The 25,703-nt window shown below is 41.8% G+C and carries 14 protein-coding genes and 1 pseudogene; 14 read left to right on the top strand and 1 reads right to left on the bottom strand.

Annotated features, from left to right (window positions below):
- Window positions 1–27: 27 nt before the first annotated feature.
- The gene (locus AB9N12_RS05695; RefSeq protein ID WP_369890438.1) at window positions 28–2,976 is read left to right on the top strand and encodes a glycosyl hydrolase 115 family protein; all 2,949 of its coding nucleotides are present in this window, start codon (window positions 28–30) and stop codon (window positions 2,974–2,976) included.
- A gap of 1 nt (window position 2,977) precedes the next feature.
- On the opposite strand, the gene AB9N12_RS05690 is transcribed toward AB9N12_RS05695, so the two are convergent.
- The gene (locus AB9N12_RS05690; RefSeq protein WP_369890436.1) at window positions 2,978–4,081 is read right to left on the bottom strand and encodes a family 43 glycosylhydrolase; all 1,104 of its coding nucleotides are present in this window, start codon (window positions 4,079–4,081) and stop codon (window positions 2,978–2,980) included.
- A 143-nt stretch (window positions 4,082–4,224) separates the two neighbouring features.
- Between AB9N12_RS05690 and AB9N12_RS05685 the strand changes: the two genes are divergently transcribed.
- From AB9N12_RS05685 to AB9N12_RS05625, 13 genes and pseudogenes are all read left to right on the top strand, one after another.
- A complete protein-coding gene (locus AB9N12_RS05685) occupies window positions 4,225–5,241 on the top strand; it encodes a glycoside hydrolase family 43 protein (RefSeq protein ID WP_369890434.1) in 1,017 nt (338 codons plus the stop codon).
- 78 nt (window positions 5,242–5,319) lie between these two features.
- A complete protein-coding gene (locus AB9N12_RS05680) occupies window positions 5,320–5,892 on the top strand; it encodes an RNA polymerase sigma factor (protein ID WP_369890432.1) in 573 nt (190 codons plus the stop codon).
- A gap of 102 nt (window positions 5,893–5,994) precedes the next feature.
- Entirely contained in the window at window positions 5,995–7,203 is a 1,209-nt protein-coding gene (locus tag AB9N12_RS05675) for a FecR family protein (RefSeq protein WP_369892817.1), read from the top strand.
- A gap of 158 nt (window positions 7,204–7,361) precedes the next feature.
- Window positions 7,362–10,793, top strand: a pseudogene (locus AB9N12_RS05670) (TonB-dependent receptor).
- A gap of 11 nt (window positions 10,794–10,804) precedes the next feature.
- On the top strand, window positions 10,805–12,727 hold the full coding sequence (locus AB9N12_RS05665) for a RagB/SusD family nutrient uptake outer membrane protein (RefSeq protein WP_369890430.1): 1,923 nt from the start codon (window positions 10,805–10,807) through the stop codon (window positions 12,725–12,727).
- A gap of 23 nt (window positions 12,728–12,750) precedes the next feature.
- Window positions 12,751–14,073, top strand: a complete 1,323-nt coding sequence (locus AB9N12_RS05660) for a glycoside hydrolase family 76 protein (protein WP_369890427.1) — start codon at window positions 12,751–12,753, stop codon at window positions 14,071–14,073.
- Between the two features lie 24 nt (window positions 14,074–14,097).
- The gene (locus tag AB9N12_RS05655) at window positions 14,098–15,240 is read left to right on the top strand and encodes a DUF4972 domain-containing protein (protein WP_369890425.1); all 1,143 of its coding nucleotides are present in this window, start codon (window positions 14,098–14,100) and stop codon (window positions 15,238–15,240) included.
- Window positions 15,241–15,265: 25 nt separating this feature from the next.
- Window positions 15,266–16,732, top strand: coding sequence for a DUF4972 domain-containing protein (locus AB9N12_RS05650; RefSeq protein ID WP_369890423.1), 1,467 nt, complete (start codon window positions 15,266–15,268; stop codon window positions 16,730–16,732).
- 230 nt (window positions 16,733–16,962) lie between these two features.
- Complete coding sequence (locus AB9N12_RS05645) at window positions 16,963–18,222, top strand: glycoside hydrolase family 76 protein (protein ID WP_369890421.1); 1,260 nt, start codon at window positions 16,963–16,965, stop codon at window positions 18,220–18,222.
- A 57-nt stretch (window positions 18,223–18,279) separates the two neighbouring features.
- Window positions 18,280–20,757 (top strand): glutaminase domain-containing protein, encoded by a 2,478-nt coding sequence (locus AB9N12_RS05640; RefSeq protein ID WP_369890419.1) that lies wholly within the window; start codon window positions 18,280–18,282, stop codon window positions 20,755–20,757.
- A gap of 12 nt (window positions 20,758–20,769) precedes the next feature.
- A complete protein-coding gene (locus AB9N12_RS05635) occupies window positions 20,770–23,061 on the top strand; it encodes a GH92 family glycosyl hydrolase (RefSeq protein WP_369890417.1) in 2,292 nt (763 codons plus the stop codon).
- Window positions 23,062–23,108: 47 nt separating this feature from the next.
- A complete protein-coding gene (locus tag AB9N12_RS05630) occupies window positions 23,109–24,527 on the top strand; it encodes a glycoside hydrolase family 125 protein (RefSeq protein ID WP_369892816.1) in 1,419 nt (472 codons plus the stop codon).
- Window positions 24,528–24,543: 16 nt separating this feature from the next.
- A complete protein-coding gene (locus AB9N12_RS05625) occupies window positions 24,544–25,674 on the top strand; it encodes an aldose epimerase family protein (RefSeq protein WP_369890415.1) in 1,131 nt (376 codons plus the stop codon).
- The last annotated feature ends 29 nt before the right edge of the window (window positions 25,675–25,703 follow it).

Genomic DNA, 25,703 nt, shown 5'->3' with positions numbered 1-25,703 from the left:
AACTGAATAACTAGAACTACTGTATCAATGAGAATCTTTTCGCTATTAATATTATTGGTAGTGGCATCTGCCCTGCAATCACAAGTGGTTGTGAATGAGAATGTAAAACATAGTAAATATACTTTCCCATTAGTCGCATCGAAAATAAAGGCGACCGTGTGTTATGATGTCAATGATTACCCGGTTGTAAAGAAGGTTGCCGAACTGTTTGTGTCTGATATTGAAAATGTCACAGGACAGAGACTAAAATTGGCAGATGAATGGAAAAAAGGAAGAACAGTGGTGATTGTCGGTACTATTGAAAAGAATCAGGCAATTCGTCAGCTAGCCTCCAATGGAAAAATAGATATATCTCCTTTAGAAGGAGCATGGGAACGTTATCTGATTCAGACAGTTAATCATCCTTTTCCAGGAGTAGATAAAGCGCTGATTGTAGCTGGAAGTGACAGGCGAGGAGCTTCTTACGGTTTGTTTTCTCTTTCGGAAATGGCAGGTGTGTCTCCTTGGTATTGGTGGGCGGATGTCCCTGTGAAGAAATATAAAACACTTTATGTGGATGCTCCCATCACTGTTTCCAAGACCCCTTCCGTGAAATATAGAGGTGTTTTTCTGAATGATGAAGATTGGGGACTGAAACCTTGGGCCGCCAAGACTTTTGAGAAAGAGCGTGGCAATATAGGTCCCCGTACTTATGCCAAAATATGCGAATTGTTGTTACGGTTGAAAGCCAATCATCTGGCTCCTGCCATGCATCCGGTGTCGACCGCATTTTATAAGATACCTGAAAATAAGTTGGTGGCAGATACTTTTGCTATTGTAATGGGGTCCAGTCATTGCGAACCATTATTGTTAAATACAGCTAGTGAATGGAATTCAAAAACGATGGGGCCCTGGGATTATGGTAAAAATAAGGATAAAATTAATGAAGTTCTAGGAAATCGTGTAAAGGAAAACTGTGCTTATGAGAATGTATATACCTTGGCTTTGAGAGGATTGCATGATGCGGCAATGGGAGGAGGTGATGTCCCCATGAAAGAAAAGGTCAAAATGCTGGAGAGTGCGTTGAAAGACCAACGTAATTTGATTGCAGAACATTTTGATCGACCGGTTGAAACAATTCCACAGGCATTTACTCCATACAAGGAGGTGTTGGAAATCTATTCGAATGGATTGGAATTGCCGGATGATGTAACCATTATTTGGCCGGATGATAACTTCGGCTACATGAAGCGCTTAAGTGGCCCGCATGAACAAAAACGTTCCGGGCGTGCAGGTGTTTACTACCATGTCTCTTATCTGGGAGTTCCCCATAGCTATTTGTGGTACAGCACTACTCCCCCGGCTCTGATGTATGAGGAACTCCGGAAAGCTTATGATACGATGGCGGACCGTATTTGGCTGGCTAATTGCGGTGATTTAAAAGGAGCCGAAATGCAAGTCTCTTTATTCCTTGATATGGCTTATGATATAGATAGCTTTAATGCGAATAATGTGGTTACCTATCCCGCCCGTTGGTTGGCAAAGATGTTTGGGGAGCAGTATTATAGTGTATTTGAAGATATCACTTCTTCGCATATCAATCTGGCCTTTTCCCGGAAACCGGAATATATGGGTTGGGGATATTGGAATAATTATTGGGGCGGAGGAGAGAAACGTACGGATACGGAGTTCTCTTTTGCCAATTATAATGAAGCAGAAAATCGTCTGAACGAATATAGCCGCATTGGGAAGAAAGCGGAAAGTCTTTTGGCATCTTTGGATAAAGACAGTCAGCCGGCTTTTTATCAGTTATTATACTACCCCGTGAAAGGTGCTGAACTGATGAACCACATGACTATAAAAGGACAATATTATCGGCAGTATGTTCGTCAGCAACGTGCCGCTGCCAATTTGATAAAGGAGAAGATAAAGAACTACCATGATAGTCTGCAAATCATAACTGAAGGTTATAATTCATTGTTGAACGGGAAATGGAAATATATGATGTCTTTGAAACAGAATTATGAAGGTTCCAGTTCTTACTTTATGCTTCCGTTGATGGAAGAAAGTTATACACCTGTCGGTGCTCCTAAATTAGCTCTTCAGGCAGAAAGTGAGAACTTGGATAAAGGAGGTACAAGTTATCATAGTTTGCCTGTTTATAGCACTTTTTCCCGTAAAAGCCATTGGATCGATGTGTATAATCAAGGGAGTGGAATTTTGAGTTGGACTGCAAAGCCCTCGGACGATTGGATTATAGTGTCTCAAAAAACTGGGAAAACTCCGACAGAAGACCGAATCAGGGTATCTGTTGATTGGGAGAAAGTTCCGGTTGGAGAGAGTATTAAAGGTTCTGTGGAGTTTAGTTCTAATGATCAAAAAGAGTGTGTATTAGTTTCTGTTTTTAATCCGATGTTTCCTGTGCGTGATGAGATGCAAGGAGTGTATATGGAAGAAAATGGGTATGTTTCTATTCCGGCTGCAGGGTTTCATCGTAAATTTGAGAGTAATGACATAAAAATGAATATTCTTCCCGGGATTGGGGTTGAAGGGTATGCTTTGCAATTAGGGAATCCTATATCTCCTTTGCAGATGTATCGTGCTGGTGATGTACCTAGAGTGGAATATGATTTTTATACATTTAATGCTGGGATTTATGATGTGTATACCTATGTTCTTCCTACATTCCCTTTGCACGCAGAGCGAGACTATAAATTGCCGGAACATACTAATTCGGACACAAAGTATAGTGTCCGTATAGATGATGGTTCTATTTCTACCCCTTCTACTTCTGCTGTTGAGTATTCTCAAGTTTGGTATGATAGTGTACTGAAGAACTGTAGAGTGAATAAATCTACTTTGTATGTGAAAAAGCCGGGCAAACACACCCTACAGATACGTTGTGGTGATCCTGGAGTCGTTATTCAAAAAATAGTCATCGACATGGGAGGATTAAAACGTTCATACCTTGGACCTGAAAGTACAAAATGTAATTAGTCTAATTGATTGGAGAACCAGATGGCTTTGCCATGGGTTCTCCTTCTTTTTGTGGTACTCCCAGTACAGGCATTCCCTCTTTGTCCCATTCTATTTTTTGCAAGCGGGGAGTACGTGAGTCCATTGCGCCCGGAGCATCATTCGGTATCTGACGGGCATGATAAAGCATATAACATTCCTTTCCATCCGGTGACTGGATGAAAGAGCTGCCGCCGGGGCCAAAAACTTCATTCTCAGGTTTTTGCTGAAATACAGGGGTCGGGTGTTTCTTCCAGGAAATAGGGTCCAGCAGGTCAGCATTGGCATCTGCTGTTAGTAGTCCTACACAATAATAAGGTGTCCAGCTACCGCTGGCAGAATAAAAAATGCATACTTTGTCTTTATTCTTCGGTTGGAAGAAATGAGGTGCCTCGTTCACATGAATAGGATAGGCCGTTTTACTGCCATCGGGATTGACCCATTGACACTCCCATTCATATTCAGGTTGGGAAATCAGGACTCTATCAGAAGAAAGAGCCCACGGATTTTTCATCGAAGCGATGTAAATACATTGTGTCTCACTGTCGATTCTTCGTTTTTGCCATCCGCACCAAATCATGTAACGTTGTCCGTCATGTTCAAAAGTGCTTGCATGAATCGCCCAGTTGTTATCTTTGTCAGTCGGTATGCGCCCTTTCATGACAAACTTACCTTCTGTAGGAATATCAGCCTCGTTTTCAATTACATAAATCTGGTGATTGTCCATGTTACCATCGTCTGCCGCAAAATAGATATACCATTTATTATTGATCCGATGTAACTCGGGAGCCCATAAGTGGTGCGAGTTACTTGGGTCGGTGGGTATCCATACGGGCTTTTTAAGACTGTCTTTTAAATTTGTTATGTCATCAGTTTCCCAAAGTATGATTCTGTTTTCAGAGCCTTGCGTATAATAATATTTCCCTTTATAAAAAACTGCCCATGGCTCTGCTCCTCTTTCATGTAGCGGATTTGTGTAAGTAGCTCCTGTTACGGCTTCCTTTTCCGGCTCTGTTTTCTTCTTGGGTTGACAGGATGCACAAATAATGACTAAAAATACGAATGGTAATAACAATCTGCTTTTCATGATGTTTTTTCATTTAATAATGACACTACAAAGAAAGCACAAAATCCTGATAAATCATCTTTTTTTGCAGATTGGTTTGTATTTATTGAATTTCTAGTTGTTTTTTCTCATCTTTGTGGCACGAACTTTAAAATTGATATTGTATGAAACTGAAGCACCTTATTCTTCTTAGTGTTATTTGCTGTTTCCAGTCTGTATTTGGACAAAAAGCCAATCAACAACCGAAGACGAGTGGCAATCCTGTATTTCCGGGATGGTATGCCGATCCGGAAGGAATTGTATTTGAGGATGAATACTGGATTTATCCTACGTATTCGGCGCCTTATGACGAACAGACTTTCATGGATGCCTTCTCGTCTAAAGACCTGGTGAACTGGACAAAGCACCCGAAAGTGTTATCAAAAGAGAATATTAGTTGGTTTAAACGTGCTTTGTGGGCACCTGCCGTGATTCATGCGAATGATAAATATTATATATTCTTTGGTGCGAATGATATTCAAAGCAATAATGAACTAGGCGGTATTGGTGTAGCTGTGGCCGACAATCCTGCCGGACCATTTAAAGATGCGTTAGGCAAACCTCTGATTGATAAATTTGTAAATGGTGCGCAACCGATCGATCAGTTTGTTTACAAAGACGATGACGGACAGTATTATATGTATTATGGTGGCTGGGGACATTGTAATATGGTGAAACTGACCCCGGACTTGTTGAGTATCGTACCGTTTGAAGATGGTACCCTTTATAAGGAAGTAACCCCCGAAAAATATGTAGAGGGACCTTTTATGTTGAAACGTAACGGAAAATACTATTTTATGTGGTCAGAAGGCGGTTGGACCGGACCGGATTATTGTGTTGCTTATGCCATTGCCGACTCACCGTTCGGACCTTTCAAAAGAGAAGCAAAAATATTACAGAGAGATCCCAATATTGGAACAGGTGCCGGCCATCATTCAGTTGTAAAAGGGCCGGGAGAGGATGAATGGTACATCATCTATCATCGTCATCCATTGGGTGAAACGGATGGAAATGCTCGTGTGACCTGCGTTGACCGTATGTACTTTGACAAAGATGGAAAAATAAAACCCATAAAGATGACTTTCGAGGGAGTAGAGGCAAGCCCATTGAAGGAAAATCTGAAAAGTTCAGCCCATCCGTAATTAATATTTTAATAAAGATGGGCTTTTTTTTATTTATTGTTTTATTTTTGTCCTTGTAAATCAAACATACTTATTATAATGAACTCAAATATACACACTCTTTCCGACTCCCTTTTGTGGAAAAGGTTTCTCGAGGGAGATTCGAGTGCGTATACCCAAATCTATAATCGAACGGTGCAAGATCTGTTTCGATTCGGACTATTATATACTTCAGACAAAGAATTAATTAAAGATTGCATACATGATGTGTTTGTGAAAATCCACATGAATCGTGCAAAGTTAGCCCCAACAGATAATATTGCAGCTTATTTGACGGTAGCGTTGAAAAACACTCTTTTTAATGCGCTAAAAAAAACAACAGATTCTCTTTCGTTTGATGAAATAGGTGAGAGGGAAGAGACGGTTGACAACCCCTCCTCCACTCCAGAAACTATATATATTAATAATGAACAGGAAAAACAAGTTCAGGCAACCGTGCATACTATGATGTCTGTATTGACGGACAGACAGCGTGAAATTATTTATTATCGATACATCAAAGAGATGAGTATTGATGAAATCAGTAAGGTGACAGACATGAATAATCAATCTGTTTCTAACTCTATTCAACGGGCTTTGGGACGTATCCGGGACTTATTTAAGAGAAAATAAGAGAGAATAATCAGCTATTTTCCTCCTATAAAAAAAGTGGAAAAAACTTCGGAAAAAGTGAGTATAAAAGGAAAGTACAACTGTTATTCATACGTAAAGACAATGAAATTGATGAACTCTGAACAAAAACATACAGATTTTTCCCTATATACTTTTGAAGAATTTCTTCAGAATGATTTCTTTATTTCTTCTATGAATCATCCTACGGAAGAAACAAAGAAGTTTTGGGATGAATTTGAATGGTTGAATCCTTCTAATATAGATGAATATATAGCAGCAAAAAGATATATGGAGGTTTTTTCAAAAGAGAAAGAAGAAGTACTTTCAAACGAGGAAACGGATGATTTATGGACTCGTATACAGGCAACCAATATAAATAAGGAGAAGGCGAAACGTAAGAACTATTTCTTAATAGGATTGAGCTCGGCTGCCAGTGTTGCTATTCTTGTGGGATGTTTCTTCTTATTAAAGAGTTATTCTTCGGTGCTGGAGCCGGATATTGCCACTTTTGCAGTGAATACCAAAGCTGATTTGCCTCTGACGGAAGAAACACTGTTGATTTTGGCGGAAGATAACGTAGTGAGCCTGAAAGAAAAAGAAACGGAGATTACGTATGATTCCGTAGAAATCAAAACAAATCAGGAAAGTATACAAAAGGAAAAATCAGCAGCTTACAATCAATTGGTCATTCCGCGTGGAAAGCGATCGGTATTGACGTTTGCCGATGGATCTAAAGTCTGGGTGAATGCCGGCACGAGAGTGATTTATCCGGTAGAGTTTGAAAAAGATAAACGTGAAATCTATGTGGATGGAGAAATCTACATAGAAGTAGTCAGAGATGAGAACCGCCCTTTCTATGTGCGGACCAAAGATATGAATGTCAGGGTGCTTGGTACTAAATTTAATGTAACGGCGTATGAATCGGAAACAATTAGAAGTGTAGTGCTGGCGCAAGGATGTGTTCAGGTAGAGACAGTCCGGACTCCGAAAGCGATTTTGGCTCCTAATCAGATGTTCAGCTCTGCCGATGGAAAGGAAAATATATCACAAGTAGATGTAGAACAGGCAATATCGTGGATAAATGGACTCTATTGTTTCCAAAGTGCCGATTTGGGAATGGTATTGCAACGCCTGTCTACCTATTATGGTGTGAATGTAGAATTTGACCCAGCGCTAAGTAAAATAAAATGTTCCGGAAAAATTGATTTGAAAGACAGCTTTGAAACAGTTATTAATGGATTAACCTTTGTTGCACCAATTTCTTACGCCTATGATGAACAATATAAAACGTATCGAGTAATAAAGAAATAGATATAAAAAATAAGATAATAAACTAATCTAACTCCTTAATTTTATGGTAATTATTAAAGAGAGTGGATGATGAAAACTATCATCCAGATGGGGTTTGTGTGCCCATGAATGTTTAGATACAGAAAATAATATTATGAGAAAATTTTAACATGTTTAATATGAAAAATGCAATTAGAGAACGAAAGAGTAAGGTTCTCGGGGTATTCCTGTGCTTTTTACTTCTCGGAATAGACTACTCTTTCGCAAGTTACAACAATTATTCTCAAATTAAGACCCTTTCGGTCAGCATGAGTAACTCGACATTGAGAGAAGTGCTTAAAACAATAGAGAAAAGTAGTCAATTTGTTTTCTTCTATTTAGATGACGCTGTCAACTTAGAACGTAAGGTATCTATCGACAGTAAGAATAAAAATATAGAAGAAATCCTTTCTGAACTTTTCGAAGGTACTTCGTGTACTTATCGGATCTCTGACAGGCAAATATTTATTTCCGGAAAAGCCCCTGCTTCAACCGAACAGCAACAGAATAAGCGGAAAATATCCGGACGTGTCACTGATATAAAAGGAGAGCCGCTTATTGGGGTGAATGTTACTGTGGATGGAGATGCAAACGGTTCGATTACGAACATGGATGGTTTGTATGAGATATTCGTAACCAAGAAGAGCGTAGTGCTTAAATTTACCTATATCGGGTTTAAAACTTCTGAAATACGAACCAATGCCTCCACCAACATTTATGATATCACCTTGGAAGAACAGGTCAACGAATTGGAAGAGACTGTTATTGTGGGGTATGGTACCCAGCGTAAAATAAGTAATATCGGTGCACAGTCTTCCATGAAGATGGAAGATATTAAGACGCCTTCTGCCAGTTTAACAACTACATTGGCAGGTCGTTTGGCGGGTGTTGTGGCTGTACAGCGTACAGGAGAACCGGGAAAAGATGCTGCTGATATCTGGATTCGTGGTATTTCCACTCCCAACACTTCTTCTCCGCTGGTATTGGTGGATGGAGTGGAACGTTCATTCAATGACATCGATTCGGAAGATATTGAATCGTTGACAACGCTGAAAGATGCATCAGCAACAGCTGTGTATGGTGTACGTGGTGCCAATGGCGTAATTTTGATTAAAACCAAACCGGGAAAGGTAGGAAAACCGACAGTGAGCGCGGATTATTATGAATCGTTTACCCGCTTCACGAAGATGGTCGATTTGGCAGATGGTATCACTTATATGAATGCAGCCAACGAGGCAATGCGTAACGACGGTATTGCTACGAAATATACAGAAGATCAGATATGTAACACGATTGCCGGTAAGGATCCTTATCTATATCCGAATGTGGATTGGTTGAAAAAAATCTTTAATGATTGGGGACATAATCGCCGTGTGAATGTAAATGTACGCGGTGGTAGCGAGAAAGTCGCTTATTATGCATCAGTCAGCTACTTTAATGAGACAGGTATGACGGTGACTGATAAGAATATCAACACCTATGATTCCAAAATGAAATATAGCCGTTATAACTTTACTACCAATTTGAATCTCGACGTAACTCCTACTACTAAGGTCGAGATCGGTGCGTAAGGTTATCTGGGAGAAGGAAACTATCCGGCCATCTCTTCTGCCGATTTGTATAATGCGGCAATGTCTATCTCACCGGTTGAATATCCGAAGATGTTCTTTGTTAACGGAGAAGCCTATGTGCCGGGAACTTCAACCAATAACAACTTTAATAACCCTTATTCACAGGCTACACGTCGTGGTTATGACAACCTGACGAAAAATCAGATTTACTCTAATTTGCGCGTCACACAGGATTTGGATATGCTCACGAAAGGGCTGAAGCTGACTGCTATGTATGCATTCGACGTATACAATGAGATACATGTACATCAGGATCGTGCGGAGTCTACCTACAACTTCCTGGACGCTAGTGTTCCTTACGATATGAATAGACAACCTATTTTGCAACGTATTTATGAAGGAAGTAACGTGTTAAGCTATAAACAGGAAACGAGTGGTAACAAAAAGACCTATTTGGAGGCTTCCTTGAACTATGACCGGACATTCAACAACGATCATCGTGTTAGTGCGTTATTCCTGTTCAATCAGCAATCCAAACTATTATATCCGAAAGGGACATTGGAAGATGCGATTCCGTATCGTATGATGGGTATTGCCGGTCGTGCCACTTATTCATGGAAAGACCGTTACTTCGCAGAGTTCAACATCGGTTATAACGGTGCAGAGAACTTTTCGCCTAAACATCGTTTCGGAACTTTCCCTGCATTTGGTGTAGGATGGGTTGTTTCAAATGAGAAATTTTGGGAACCTCTGTCGAAGGCGGTTTCTTTCTTGAAGATACGTTATACGGATGGTAAAGTGGGTAATAGCGAAGTTTCCGATCGTCGTTTCATGTATCTGGATCAGATGAAAGAAAATGGAGACTATGGTTATAAATTCGGACCGAATGGAACTAAGTGGTCCGGTTATGAAACAGTGAATATGGCTGTTGACCTGATTTGGGAAGAGTCTCGCAAACAAGACCTGGGTATTGATCTTAAGCTATTTAATGACGATCTGTCTATTGTATTTGACTTGTTTAAAGAACGTCGTGAAAACATCCTGTTGAAGCGTGAACATTCTATACCTTCATTCTTGGGATACAACACATCTGCTCCTTACGGAAACATCGGTATCATAGAAAATAAGGGATTTGATGGAACCATCGAGTATAACAAGCGTATCAATAAAGACTGGGTAATTGCGCTTCGTGGCAATGTCACCTTTAATAAGGATAAATGGATTCAGGGAGAACTGCCGGAACAGAAATACCAATGGATGAACCAATATGGACATAACATCAATGGAGTGAAAGGATATGTTGCCGAGGGGCTGTTCACTCAAGCTGAAATAGATGATATGGCACGCTGGGAATCTTTGTCGGATGCCAATAAAGCCATTACTCCCAAACCGTTTGCATCACAGTTTGGAACAGTGAAAGCCGGAGATATCAAATACAAGGACTTAAACAATGACGGTCAGATAGACGCATACGACCAGACTTACATTTCTCGTGGGGATGTGCCGACAACTGTCTATGGTTTCGGATTTACAGTAGGTTGGAAAGAGTTGTCTGTGGGTATGATGTTCCAGGGCGTAGCAGGAGCCGAGCGTGTTTTGAACGGTAGCAGTGTTAATCCGTTTAATGGCGGTGGTGGTAGTGGTAACCTCTACTCTAACATTGGCGACCATTGGACAGAGGAAGATCCGGATCAGAATGCCTTTTATCCGCGTTTGTCTTATGGAAGCGAAACAACCAGTAATATTAATAACTTCCAGAAAAGTACCTGGTGGGTGCGTAACATGAACTTCCTGCGTTTGAAGACATTGCAGATCTCTTATAATCTGCCTAAACCCTGGGTGGATAAAGTTCATCTGAAGAATGCGGCTGTATATGTAATGGGAACTAACCTGTTCACTTTGAGTCGTTTCAAATTGTGGGATCCGGAGTTGAATACCGATAATGGTGCTTCTTATCCGAATACGACTTCTTATTCAGTTGGTATTAATTTCACATTCTAAACAAAAAGATAATGAAAAAATATAATTATATAATCGTTAGTTTGCTGGCGTGTCTCTTGACGACATCTTGTAATGACTATTTTAATCAGGTACCTGATGACCGTTTATCACTCAAGGAGATTTTCAAAACCAGAGATGGAGCCTTGCGGTATCTTTCGAACGTATACACATTCTTACCGGATGAATTTAACCAACGTCAGGTGCATGAAACAAGTCTGTACCGTACTCCCGGTCCTTGGACAGGCTCCAGTGACGAAGCAGAGTGGACAAATGACAATAAAGGGAAGTTGATAAATAACAATTCAATCGATGCTACCGAAGGAACGATGGTATTGTATCGCTGGAAGAGCTGGTTTTCAGGTATTCATGAAGCGGCAGTATTTACAGAAAATGTAGATCAGGCACCGATAACTGTTACAGAAAGAAATCAATGGAAAGCGGAAGCAAGAGCTTTGCAGGCGATCTACTATTTTTATTTAGTACGTACTTATGGCCCGGTTCCTTTGCTTGAAAAGGACTTCCCGATGGATACTCCGAGCGATGAGTTGCAACTCCCGCGTAATACGGTAGACGAGTGTTTCGATTTTATCGTATCAGAACTGAAAGGTGCGCAAAAAGATGGTTTACTGGATGATGCTTCTACCGACAAAGTGTCCGGATATGGCCGTATTGATAAGGCGATTGCACAGGCGTTTATCATCGAGGCATTAACTTATCGTGCCAGCTGGTTGTTTAATGGAGAGTGCAATTACTATTCTGACTTGGCTAATACGGACGGAACAAAACTGTTCCCTAACAAACCGGACGAAGCTGCCAAACGTGCCAATTGGCAGAAAGTGATTAATGAATGTAACACTTTCTTTTCTAGTTATGGAAGTCGTTATCATCTGATGTATACCAATAAGGACGGTGTTTCTGTTTCCGGTCCGGACTCGGAAGGCTTCAGCCCGACGGAATCTTATCGCCGTGCAGTAAGAACATTGTTTTCTGAAATGGGTAATAATAAAGAGATGATTTTCTATCGTTTGGATAATGCTGCCGGAACCATGCAGTACGACCGTATGCCAAATAGATCTGGTAATACGACCAACTATAGGGGTGGTAGTTTGTTGGGAGCAACTCAAGAAATGGTAGATGCCTATTTCATGTCAAACGGAGAGTCTCCTATTTCCGGTTATACTGCTGATGGAGTCACTCCGATTATCAACGAAAAATCCGATTATGATGTAGAAGAAGGAGTTTCTACAACAGAATACAAAGGAACAGATGGTACTTTATATGCACCGGCAGGAACCAGAATGATGTATGTTAATCGTGAACCTCGTTTCTATGTAGACATTACCTTTAGTAATTCAAAATGGTTTGATGGAACAGAAGGCGATTATATCGTAGATTTCACTTATAGCGGAAGTTGTGGTAAAGAACAAGGTAGCAATGACTATACAAGTACAGGTTATTTGGTGCGTAAAGGAATGGATTCCGGCGACCGTAACCAAAACTTGGTTTGTGTGCTCTTGCGTCTGACTAATATTTATTTTGACTATATCGAAGCGCTTGCGCATGTCAGTCCGACTCATGAAGACATCTGGACGTATATGAACATGATCCGTAAGCGTGCGGGTATTCCGGGATACGGTGAAACAGTCAATCTGCCTAAACCGACTACAACGGAAGAAGTCATGGAGCTGATTCGTAAGGAGAAACGCATTGAATTGAGTTTTGAAAACTGCCGTTATTTTGATGTACGTCGCTGGGGATTGGTAAATGAATATTTCAACAAGGCAATTCACGGTATGAATGTCAATTATGACGGAAATGAATTCTTCAAACGTACGGAGATTGTGAAACGTGTTTTTGACCGTCAGTACTTCTTCCCCATACCACAGGGCGAAATTGATATTGATAAAAACCTGGTTCAGAATACAGGATTCTAAATACTGATTATAAAATAGAAATTATGATGAAACAATATATTTTCTCTGCAGTTTGTCTCATGTCCGGTGTCCTTTGTATGTCCTCTTGCAATGAGGATAAACAGGCAAAGCCATATACTCCCGATTACGAGATTGTATCGGAGTATACCAATGCGGATACCTGGAATGCCTATGAATCATTTAATGATAACTTGCTGGACCCCGAAAAGAACATTTATAAAATAAGTACCGCTTATACCGCTGCTACAGACCGTAATAACGGAGCTGCCGCTATCTGGTGTCAGCCGATCTATTGGGATATGGCTATGAACGCATATAAACGTGCAAAAGCGGAAGGAGATACGGAAAGAGAAAGCAAATACAGGCAGTTGTGTGATGATTTGTTTGCCGGAAATAAAGCGCATTATGTAAACTTTGATTTCGACAATAATAATGAGAATACCGGCTGGTTTATCTATGATGATATACAGTGGTGGACCATTGCTTTGGCACGTGCTTACGAATTATTTAGAGTGGAAGAGTATCGCAGTCTGGCAGAAGCGAGTTTTGCACGTGTATGGTACGGTTCTCCTCGGGTAGGTGATACGGGTTCTTATGCAGATCCTGAAAAGAGTTTGGGTGGAGGTATGTTCTGGCAATGGCAGCCTATCGGCAATCCGAATGAAAATGCAGCCGGCGATGGTAAGATGGCTTGTATCAATTTCCCGACTGTGATAGCTGCATTGACCCTTTATAACAATGTTCCTGCCGATCGTGTGGCAGATCCGAATCCGGAAAGCTGGAGTAATAAGTACGGTGATTTTACCCGTCCGCATTATGAAACGAGGGAAGCTTATCTGGCAAAAGGAAAAGAAATCTATGAATGGGCTGTGAAGAATTTGGTAGACAGTAATACCGGAGAGGTTGCCGACAGCAAGCATGGTGAAGGCAATCCAGCATGGTCGGACCATGTATACAATCAGGCCACTTTTATCGGAGCTTCGTTATTGCTTTATAAAGCTACCGGTGAGAAAACATATTTGGACAATGCAATTTTAGGAGCTGACTATACAATGAATGTCATGTCCGAAACGTACGATTTACTGCCGTTCGAGAGTGGTGTGGAACAGGGTATTTATACTGCTATCTTTGCGGAATACATGGCTATGCTGGTGAATGATTGTGGCCAGACCCAGTACGTACCGTTCTTGAAACGTAACATTAATTATGGCTGGGCTAATCGTGACCAGACGCGTAATTTATGTGGTGGCGAATATTATAAGGCACAGATAGAAGGCGCTACTATTGACAGCTATAGTGCATCCGGAATACCGGCATTGATGTTGTTGTTTCCGGCAGATAAATAATTGTAACCTATAAAAAGAAGAATAATGAATACGAAATATTCAAATTGGAAAATGTGGTGTTATGTGTTATGTATGGTGCTAACAATTCAATTGGCGGCTTGTTCTGAAGAAACTCATGACGAGTATACTGCGGCTCCTGAAATAGAAAATATTTATATCGACCAACTGGATGCATTAATTGCTGAGATGACTGATTTGCAGCAAAATTCAGACTACGGAGATAGGAAAGGACAGTACCCTACCGAAAGCCGGGCAATTCTGACAGATGCGATAGATGATGCTAATCGTTCGGTACTTTTAATCAAATATCAGCAACCCTCTCCGTCGGAAAGTGAGAAACAACGCTATGTGGCAAAAGCCAAGGAGTCTATAGAACAGTTCAAGAGTACGATCCGTATAGAAGACGCTGAAACAACACCGGCTGAACTGTTTGTGGACGGACGTGGTGATGGTGGTTCTTATATCGATTTCGGACGTAGTGAAGAATATGTCAATTTCGGAACTAAAGGAAACCAAGCCTTTACTATTGAATTCTGGGTGAAAGTAACCAAAGGTGGTGGAAAAGACCAAAATGTGTTCCTGTCAACTTACATGGGCGGTGACGGATGGCGTAATGGCTGGATGATGTACTGGCGCAATGTGGATGGTGGTATTTATCGTGCAACTTGGGGCGAAACAGGAGGAAATATCTGTGAACCGTCACTAAAGGCACCGGAAGATGGAAAATGGCAACATTTCTTGTTTGTGTACAGTGATAAAGGATTGCCGGGCAATCCGGAACTTCGTGCGAAATTGTATGTGAACGGAGAAGTGAAAACAACCGAGGGAGGCGTGGGTAACAGGTTCTATAATTCAAGCAACTATGCCAACTACAATACACCGATGACTGCTTTCGGACGTTATATGCGTACCAGTGATAATCTGTTTGAAGAAGGCTTTGGCGGTTATATGAAGAAAATCCGCATCTGGAAAAGCGCAAAGGATAACGAATACGTTCAGAATTCTTATAATGGCATGGCTGAAGTGACGGGTAAAGAAACTGATTTGGCGGCAGCATGGGATTTCATGACCAAACCTTCCGGTTCAGGTAATGAAGTAATAGATTTGACAGGTCGTCATACTGCTAAAATTATCGGTACTTACGAGTGGCAACGTATTGTTGAATAATAATAATGTAAAAACGATGAAAAACATGAAATGTTTAACTAATAAATGGAGGGAGGAAGCAATGCTCCTCTCTTTCTTCCTGATTTATAGTCTGGCAGGGATATTTACCGCTTGTGACGATATTGAGGACAAGTATATAACAGATACACAATTAAGTATTCTGCAGGAAAGCCGTGTGTCATTGAACTATTTATTGAAAAATTCAACCTACGGAACTGCTCCCGGGACATATCCTGAAACCGGAAAGGATATATTAAATGCCGCTATTACTGAGTTGGATGCACTGATAACACGGGTAGAAGCTGGTGAGGAACTGGATGAAACAACTTTGGAAGCTGCTGTAGCAAAGGTAAATCAAGCGATTGATGAGTTTAAAAATTCAAAATATTACAATCTGTCTTCGGAAGCACAGCAGTATATCAATAATTTGCTGGCTAAGGCGAATGAAATACTCGCGATCGTTAACGATGAAACGAAATGGGGAAATCATCAGGGACAATATTCGGTAGAAAATAAGTCGGTTTTGGAGAGTGCAGCTAAAGACTTGGAAGGTCTGGCTGAAAGAATCAAATCCGGTTCCATCACAAATATGACGCAGGAGATTTATGATGAGGCTATTGCTACTGCCGATAAGAAAGTAGAAGAAGTAGAAGATTCTGCATGGCCGGATAACAGTCAAATAACTTGGAATCTGTTTGTAGACGGAAATGCCGGGTCTTATATAGACTTTGGTTATAGCGAGGATTATGTGAAGTTTGGAGAGGATGACAATCAGGCATTCACGATTGAACTTTGGGTGAATATTAAAGAATATTGCAATAAACAGGGAGAAGACAACTGTACTTTCCTTTCTACCATGACCAACGCCCCTTATTGGAGCGGATGGTGTGCCCAGGATCGTACGAAGGGATTATTAAGAACAATGGTTGCTCACTGGCAAGATAATAATCACACAAATCCGCAAGAATGGGAACCGGGATGGAAGAAGTCGGACAACTGGACCAAAGATCGTTGGGTGCATTATGCGTTCCTGTTCAGGGATAAGGGACTGCCGGGATTTGATACTCCAACAGATGTGAAGTGTTATTCTATGATTGACGGTACGAGACAAGGTGAAATCATTCGTGTGGGTGAACCTTGGAGAACGTATATCAATAAACAATCCATAGCCAATCAAATTCACATGACCGGATTCTGTATGATGGATAATAATAGAAATCGTAACGAATGGTTCTCCGGCTACATAAAGAAGATACGTATCTGGAAAACAAACCGGACAGAAAATCAGGTATATGCTTCTTATATGGGTAATGAAGAAGGTGTAAGTGCGGATAATCCGAATTTGGTAGAAGCCTGGGATTTTGAAGTGAAAGGTGAGCGGCCTACTCAAAGTGCTACCAGGACAATAACAGGTTTAAAAGGGCATACAGCAACATTAGTTGGGGATAACTGGCAATGGATTGAATCCACAGATATTGCAGATAATAAATAATTGTTTACCAGGATGAGTTTTCAATAGGTAGATTATATACCCCTTATCTCTGTCGTAAGGCAGAATAAGGGGAAATTATTCTTCAATAATCCCTTTATTAATCCTATGTTTTTATTGTAGAAAAGCGTTTTGGTCTGTATTTGTTCTTTATTGAATAAATATTATCGTTTTTTTTCAGCTATTTCTGCAATCTTTGTAACAGGAAAAATACTATTAACTTATAAACAATCATGAAAGGCAAAATTCTTTTGACCCTGACGTTGTTGTTGGGAGCATCAACAACTATATGGGCAGTCGGCAATTTAGGACAAGCAAACCAGAAGAAGCACGCATATACGAACAAAGATGTATGGGCGGCTTATGAAGGATTTAACAATACATTACTGGACTCTAATAAATATATTTATAAAACAAATTCCTCTTATCCGAGTGCTGTTGATCGTGGCAATGGAGCAGCGGCTATCTGGTGTCAGCCTATTTATTGGGATATGGCGATGAATGCTTATAAACTGGCAAAGGCACAGAAAGACGGAAAGAAGATACGCTATTATAAAACACTTTGCGAGAAAATATTCGCAGGAAATAAAGCACAATATTGTCAATTTGATTTTGATGATAATAACGAAAACACCGGCTGGTTCATTTATGATGACATCATGTGGTGGACTATCAGTCTGGCACGTGGCTACGAGCTTTTTGGAGTGGATGAATATCTGAAACTCTCGGAAGCCAGTTTCAAACGTGTATGGTATGGATCGGAAAAAGTGGGTGATACAGGTTCGTATGACAAAGAAAATGGAGGTATGTTCTGGCAATGGCAACCCATTCATCATCCGAAACCGAATAAGTTCGGTGATGGAAAAATGGCCTGTATTAACTTCCCGACTGTTGTTGCTGCGTTGACCCTCTACAATAACGTGCCTGACAATAGAAAGGAATCGACTGACAAACGGCCGGATTATCAGACGAAAGCTCAATATCTTGCCAAAGGCAAAGAAATCTACGAATGGGGAGTGGAAAATCTGTTGGATAAAGCAACAGGAAGGATTGCTGATAGTCGTCATGGAAATGGCAATCCCGCCTGGAAGGCACATGTCTATAATCAGGCAACCTTTATCGGTGCATCCATACTGCTTTATAAAGCGACCGGAGAGAAGCGTTATTTGGATAATGCTATTCTGGCAGCAGACTATATAGTGAAAGATATGTCTGCAGAACATAAAGTGCTACCTTTCGAAGTTGGTATTGAACAGGGTATCTATACTGCTATCTTTGCGGAATATATGGCATGGTTGGTGTATGATTGCGGACAAACCCAATATCTCTCGTTCCTGAAACGTACCATCCAAACAGGTTGGGCAAACAGAGATAAGACACGGAATGTATGCGGAGGTGAATATCATAAAAAGTTGCCGGCAGGTTCGGAGATCGATAGCTATTCTGCTTCCGGTATACCGGCATTGATGCTTTTATTTCCGCCTAAGAAGTAAATCGAAAATGACGAAATTTGCGTAAACATAGATTAAATAAAACAGGTGATTTAAATTATGAAACAACAACTGATGATGCTGTTGCTGGGAACAGCTTTTGTTTTTTGTAGCTGTGAGAATCGGATAGAGCAGCACGAGAAGAATGAATTACGTGCTCCGGCATACCCACTGGTGACGATTGACCCTTACACTAGTGCATGGTCTACTACTGACAATCTGTATGACAGCTCTGTGAAACATTGGACGGGCAAGGACTTTCCTTTGCTTGGAGTTGCGAAAGTAGACGGACAAAACTACCGTTTCATGGGAACGGAAGAGCTGGAACTAAGACCTTTGGTGAAAACATCCGAACAAGGTAACTGGACGGGAAAGTATACCACTGAACAGCCTGCTGACGGATGGCAGAATGTTGGATTCAATGATAAAGCCTGGAAAGAAGGCGAAGCTGCTTTCGGGACAATGGAGAATGAACATACTGCCAAGACTCAATGGGGTGAAGAATTTATCTGGGTACGCCGGGTAGCTGATATTCAGGAAGATTTGACAGGAAAGAATGTATACTTGGAATTCTCTCATGACGATGATGCTATTATCTATATCAACGGTATTAAGGTTGTAGATACGGGTAATGCTTGTAAAAAGAACGAATGGGTGAAATTGTCTGAAGAAGTGGTGGCATCTTTGAAACCGGGTGAAAATCTGATTGCAGGTTATTGTCATAACCGGGTAGGAAACGGACTGCTGGATTTCGGATTACTGGTAGAATTGGATGGTTATCGTTTTTTCCATCAAACAGCACAACAAACTTCTGTAGATGTACAACCCATGCAGACCTATTATACCTTTACTTGCGGTCCGGTAGATTTGAAACTTACATTTACCGCTCCTATGTTTATGGATAATCTGGACTTGTTGTCACGTCCGGTTAACTACATTTCTTATGAAGTAGCTTCCAACGATGGTCAGAAGCATCAGGTTGAGTTGTATTTCGAGGCATCTCCGCAATGGGCAATTGACCAACCTCACCAGGAATCTGTTGCTGATAGCTTTACTGACGGTGATTTGTTATTCCTTCGTACCGGAAGCCGCAATCAGGATATTCTGAAGAAAAAGGGTGACGATGTTCGTATTGACTGGGGACATTTTTATCTGGCTGCTGAGAAGGAAAGCAGTACTTATGCGATCGGTGGCGGCAGAGAACTTCGTAAGAGCTTTATTGATAACAAGTTAGAAGCTTCTGCCACAAACGGTTATGACAAACTGGCTTTAGTCCGTTCATTGGGCGAAATACAAAAAGCTGATGGTCACCTGTTGATTGGATATGATGATATTTATTCCATTCAATACTTTGGTGATAACCTGCGTCCTTACTGGAACCGTGAGGGCAATGAAACGATTGTTGCCCAATTCCAGAAAGCAGAGAAAGAATACAAGACACAAATGAAGAATAGTGCTGCTTTTGACAAGAATCTGATGGCACAAGCTACTGCTGCCGGTGGACGCAAATATGCCGAACTTTGTGCATTGGCTTATCGTCAGGCATTGGCTGCACATAAATTGGTACAGGCTCCGAACGGTGACTTAGTATTTCTTTCTAAGGAGAATTTCAGTAATGGTTCCATCGGAACAGTCGACCTGACTTATCCGGGAGCTCCGTTGCTTTTGTACTACAATCCGGAATTGGTAAAGGCTACTATGAATCATATCTTCTATTATAGCGAAAGCGGAAAATGGGCGAAACCATTTGCTGCACACGATGTCGGTACTTATCCATTGGCTAACGGTCAGACCTATGGCGGTGATATGCCGGTAGAGGAGTCGGGTAATATGGTAGTGCTGGCAGCTGCCATTGCAAAGATGGAAGGCAATGCTGATTACGCACAGAAGCATTGGGAATCCTTGACCACATGGACAGACTATCTGGTAGAGAACGGACTTGATCCGGCTAACCAACTTTGTACCGATGATTTTGCAGGTCACTTTGCACACAATGCAAACCTTTCTATCAAAGCGATCATGGGTGTCGCTTCATACGGTTATCTGGCAGATATGTTGGGCAAGAAAGAGGTGGCTGAGAAGTACACACAGAAAGCGAAAGAAATGGCTGCCGAGTGGGTGAAGATGGCAGATGATGGTGACCACTATCGTCTGACATTTGACAAGCCGGGAACATGGAGTCAGAAGTACAACTTGGTGTGGGATAAACTGTTGAATCTGCAAATCTTCCCTAAAAATGTTGCAGAAACGGAAATAGCTTACTATCTTTCGAAGCAAAATAAATATGGTCTTCCGTTGGATAATCGTGAAACATACACAAAAACCGACTGGATCATGTGGACAGCTACATTGGCAAATGATAAGGCTACCTTTGAGAAATTCGTCGAACCGGTATATCTGTTTATGAATGTGACACCTAACCGTGTTCCGATGTCCGATTGGGTATTTACAGATGAACCGAATCAAAGAGGTTTTCAGGCACGTTCCGTTGTAGGTGGATATTTTATCAAGATGCTTGAAGGAAAACTTACTAAATAAAACAAGAATATCATGAAGAAACTAGCTCTATTCGCTTTTACGTTATTTAGTGCATGGAGTATGACTGCAAAAACAATTACCGGACCGGTGGACTATGTTAGTCCGCTGGTTGGTACGCAGTCAAAGCACGCATTATCTACCGGAAATACTTACCCCGCTATTGCCCTCCCCTGGGGAATGAATTTTTGGGTTCCGCAGACAGGTAAAATGGGCGATGGATGGGCGTATACGTATGACGCTGACAAGATCAGAGGATTCAAACAAACCCATCAGCCAAGTCCCTGGATCAATGATTACGGTCAATTTGCTATTATGCCGGTCACCGGCAAGGCGGTATTCGATCAGGATCAGCGTGCCAGCTGGTTCTCTCACAAAGCTGAAACGGCTACCCCTTATTATTATAAAGTATATCTTGCCGATCATGACGTTATGACCGAAATTGCTCCGACAGAGAGAGCGGCAGTTTTCCGTTTCACTTTTCCCGAAAACGACCACTCTTACATAGTAGTGGATGCCTTCGACAAAGGTTCGTTTGTGAAGGTGATCCCTTCGGAGAACAAGATTATCGGTTATACCACTAAAAACAGCGGTGGTGTTCCTGCAAACTTTAAAAACTACTTTGTACTGGTATTCGACAAACCGTTTACTTATACGGCTTCCGTAGCCAGCGGGGTGATTGATACCAATAGACTGGAAGCGACAGATAACCATGCCGGTGCACTGATTGGTTTCAAAACGCGCAAGGGCGAACAGGTAAATGTGCGTGTAGCTTCTTCTTTTATCAGCCCTGAACAGGCCGAACTGAACCTGAAAGAGCTGGGTACGGACAGCTTTGAACAGATTGCGGCAAAAGGACGCAAGGTGTGGAACGATGTTTTGGGACGTATCGAAGTGAAAGACAATGATATCGACCATTTGCGTACATTCTACTCCTGCCTGTATCGTTCGGTATTGTTCCCCAGGAGCTTCTATGAAATAGATGCCAAAGGAGACGTGATGCACTACAGCCCTTATAACGGTGAAGTGCTTCCGGGATATATGTTTACCGATACCGGTTTCTGGGATACGTTCCGTTGTCTTTTTCCATTCCTTAATCTGATGTATCCATCCATGAACGCAAAGATGCAGGAAGGATTGGTGAACACTTATAAAGAGAGCGGATTCCTGCCGGAATGGGCAAGCCCCGGTCATAGAGGTTGCATGGTTGGAAATAACTCAGCGTCCATCGTTACCGATGCTTACCTGAAAGGATTGAGAGGATACGATATCGAGACGTTGTGGGAGGCTGTGAAGCATGGAGCGAATGCAGTGCATCCGAACGTTCGTTCTACCGGACGTCTGGGATATGAATATTACAACAAACTGGGATACGTACCTTATAATGTAGGTATTAACGAGAATGCAGCTCGTACACTGGAATATGCTTATGATGACTGGTGTATCTATCAACTCGGCAAAGCCTTAAAGAAGCCGAAAAAAGAGATTGAAATCTTCGCAAAGAGAGCGATGAATTATAAGAATTTGTATGACCCCGAGCACAAACTGATGCGTGGTAAGAATGAAGACGGCACGTTCCAGTCTCCGTTTAATCCATTGAAATGGGGGGACGCTTTTACGGAAGGTAACAGCTGGCATTATACCTGGTCGGTATTCCACGATCCTCAAGGTCTGATCGAACTGATGGGTGGTAAAGAAGGCTTCAATCAGATGATGGACTCTGTATTTATTCTGCCTCCCATCTTTGATGACAGCTATTATGGCGGTGTTATTCATGAAATCCGTGAAATGCAGATTATGAATATGGGTAACTATGCACACGGCAACCAACCGATTCAGCACATGCTTTATATGTACAACTATTCCGGCCAACCCTGGAAAGCACAACACTGGATTCGTGAAGTGATGGACAAGCTCTATACTCCTGCTCCCGACGGTTATTGCGGTGACGAGGACAACGGTCAGACTTCCGCCTGGTATGTATTCTCTGCTATGGGATTCTATCCGGTATGTCCGGGTACGGATGAATATGTTTTGGGTACTCCTTACTTCAAGGAGATGAAGCTACATCTGGAAAACGGAAAGAAGGTGACTATCTCAGCTCCGAATAATGAAGACAGTAAGCGTTACATTTCATCGATGACATTGAACGGCAAAGAATATTCCAAAAACTACCTGACTCATCAGGACCTGCTGAATGGCGCTAGCATTTCTTTCAAGATGGACACAAAGCCCAACCTGCAACGTGGTACAAAAGAAACCGATTTCCCTTATTCTTTCTCTAACGAACTAAAAAAGAAGAAGTAATCATGAAGAAACAAATTAAATATATCAGCGCAGGTATGCTGGCAGGTATGCTGCTCTGCGGCGGCCAGTTACAAGCCTCTAACCGTATGACGGAAATGTATGTATGTCTGACGGATGCTATTCAGAAAGATAATCGTCCGGAAATATCTAACCGCCTGTTCCGTTCCAATGCGGTAGAGAAGGAGATTCTCCGTGTACAGAAGCTTTTGAAAAATGCGAAGCTGGCATGGATGTTTACCAACTGTTTCCCGAATACACTGGATACCACCGTACATTTCCGTAAGGGAAGTGATGGCAAACCGGATACGTTCGTGTATACGGGAGATATTCATGCCATGTGGCTACGTGACTCCGGTGCACAGGTATGGCCTTACGTGCAACTGGCTAATTCGGACCCCGAACTGAAAGAAATGCTGGCAGGAGTGATCCTCCGCCAGTTCAAATGTATCAATATCGACCCGTATGCAAATGCGTTTAATGACGGTGCCATTCCTAACGGTCACTGGATGAGCGACCTTACGGATATGAAACCGGAATTGCACGAACGCAAATGGGAGATCGACTCCCTGTGTTATCCGTTGCGTCTGGCTTACCACTACTGGAAGACTACCGGAGATGCAAGCATATTCACCGAAGAATGGATTCAGGCAATCACTAACGTACTGAAAACCTTCAAGGAACAGCAACGCAAAGAAGGAGTAGGCCCTTATAAATTCCAGCGTAAAACAGAACGTGCACTGGATACTGTGAGCAATGACGGTCTGGGAGCACCGGTGAAACCTGTCGGTTTGATTGTTTCCAGCTTCCGTCCTTCGGACGATGCCACCACTCTTCAATTCCTGGTTCCTTCCAATTTCTTTGCCGTATCCTCCTTGCGTAAGGCTGCCGAAATCCTGGAGAAGGTAAACAAGAGGACGGTCTTGTCTAAAGAATGTAAGGACTTGGCGCAGGAGGTGGAAACAGCTTTAAAGAAATATGCGGTGTATAATCATCCTAAATATGGTAAAATCTATGCATTCGAGGTCGATGGTTTTGGAAATCATCATCTGATGGACGATGCCAATGTGCCGAGTCTGCTTGCAATGCCTTATCTGGGTGATGTGAATGTAAATGATCCGATTTATCAGAATACCCGCCGTTTTGTATGGAGTGAGGACAATCCTTATTTCTTCAAAGGCAAGGCAGGCGAAGGAATTGGCGGACCGCATATCGGTTATGATATGGTGTGGCCGATGAGTATTATGATGAAAGCCTTTACAAGTCAGAATGATGCCGAAATCAAGACATGTATCAAGATGTTGATGGACACAGATGCCGGTACCGGTTTTATGCACGAATCTTTTCATAAGGATAATCCGAAGAAATTTACCCGTGCATGGTTTGCTTGGCAGAACACTCTTTTCGGTGAGTTGATTTTGAAGTTGATTAATGAAGGAAAGGTAGATCTATTGAATAGTATACAGTAATCTAAAAAAATGTATCATGAAAAAGTTATGTGTATGGGCAGTTGCCGCCCTTTTAATGGCAGCTTGTACTCCGAAAGCTGAAAAGGCCACAGATTCCGGTTTATTACAGAGCAAATTCCAAACAGAAATAAATGGAAAGAAGACTGATTTATTCACTCTGCGTAACAAGAACAACATGGAAGTTTGTATCACGAACTTCGGTGGACGTATTGTTTCAGTGATGGTTCCCGACAAAGACGGACAAATGCGTGATGTTGTTCTCGGTTTCGATTCTATTCAGGATTATATCAGCAAACCTTCGGATTTCGGTGCTACTATCGGACGGTATGCCAATCGCATCAATCAGGGGCAGTTCACATTGGATGGTGTAGAATATCAGCTTCCCCGCAATAATTACGGCCATTGTCTGCACGGTGGACCGAAAGGATTCCAATATCGGGTGTTTGATGCAGAATTGTTGAATCCGCAGGAATTGCGGTTGACTTACCGCGCAGAAGACGGTGAAGAAGGTTTTCCGGGAAACATCACCTGTAAAGTGTTGATGAAACTGACAGACGATAACGCCATCGATATTCAATACGAAGCGGAAACAGACAAACCGACGATTGTAAATATGACCAATCATTCCTATTTCAACCTTGAAGGGGATGCCGGCAACAATTCCGATCATTTGTTGATGGTGGATGCGGACTACTATACTCCGGTAGACAGCACCTTTATGACGACTGGCGAGATCGTTCCGGTAGAAGGAACTCCGATGGATTTCCGTACACCGACTCCGGTAGGCGAACGTATTAACAATTATGATTTTGTACAACTGAAAAATGGTAACGGTTACGATCACAACTGGGTATTGAACACGAAAGGCGATGTAACCCGTAAATGTGCTTCTTTGAAATCACCGAAGACTGGTATCGTACTTGATGTTTATACCAACGAACCTGGGATTCAGGTATATGCGGGCAACTTCCTCGATGGTTCACTAAAAGGGAAAAAAGGCATTACTTACAACCAGCGTGCTTCCGTATGTCTTGAGACGCAGAAATATCCGGATACACCGAACAAGCTGGAATGGCCGTCGGCTGTACTTCGTCCGGGCGAGAAGTATACAAGCCAATGTGTTTTCAAATTCTCTGTAGATAAATAGGTAATAAAGTAAGTTCATGCTATTGAAGA

This window comes from Bacteroides sp. AN502(2024) (genome assembly GCF_041227145.1).
Classification (GTDB): Bacteria; Bacteroidota; Bacteroidia; order Bacteroidales; family Bacteroidaceae; genus Bacteroides.
This window is presented reverse-complemented; position numbering and strand designations above follow the sequence as displayed.

Coding starts and splice junctions, on each gene's coding strand:
- AB9N12_RS05695 (WP_369890438.1), top strand. CDS start 28: ATGAGAATCTTTTCGCTATTAATATTATTGGTAGTGGCATCTGCCCTG.
- AB9N12_RS05690 (WP_369890436.1), bottom strand. CDS start 4,081: ATGAAAAGCAGATTGTTATTACCATTCGTATTTTTAGTCATTATTTGT.
- AB9N12_RS05685 (WP_369890434.1), top strand. CDS start 4,225: ATGAAACTGAAGCACCTTATTCTTCTTAGTGTTATTTGCTGTTTCCAG.
- AB9N12_RS05680 (WP_369890432.1), top strand. CDS start 5,320: ATGAACTCAAATATACACACTCTTTCCGACTCCCTTTTGTGGAAAAGG.
- AB9N12_RS05675 (WP_369892817.1), top strand. CDS start 5,995: ATGAAATTGATGAACTCTGAACAAAAACATACAGATTTTTCCCTATAT.
- AB9N12_RS05665 (WP_369890430.1), top strand. CDS start 10,805: ATGAAAAAATATAATTATATAATCGTTAGTTTGCTGGCGTGTCTCTTG.
- AB9N12_RS05660 (WP_369890427.1), top strand. CDS start 12,751: ATGATGAAACAATATATTTTCTCTGCAGTTTGTCTCATGTCCGGTGTC.
- AB9N12_RS05655 (WP_369890425.1), top strand. CDS start 14,098: ATGAATACGAAATATTCAAATTGGAAAATGTGGTGTTATGTGTTATGT.
- AB9N12_RS05650 (WP_369890423.1), top strand. CDS start 15,266: ATGAAATGTTTAACTAATAAATGGAGGGAGGAAGCAATGCTCCTCTCT.
- AB9N12_RS05645 (WP_369890421.1), top strand. CDS start 16,963: ATGAAAGGCAAAATTCTTTTGACCCTGACGTTGTTGTTGGGAGCATCA.
- AB9N12_RS05640 (WP_369890419.1), top strand. CDS start 18,280: ATGAAACAACAACTGATGATGCTGTTGCTGGGAACAGCTTTTGTTTTT.
- AB9N12_RS05635 (WP_369890417.1), top strand. CDS start 20,770: ATGAAGAAACTAGCTCTATTCGCTTTTACGTTATTTAGTGCATGGAGT.
- AB9N12_RS05630 (WP_369892816.1), top strand. CDS start 23,109: ATGCTGCTCTGCGGCGGCCAGTTACAAGCCTCTAACCGTATGACGGAA.
- AB9N12_RS05625 (WP_369890415.1), top strand. CDS start 24,544: ATGAAAAAGTTATGTGTATGGGCAGTTGCCGCCCTTTTAATGGCAGCT.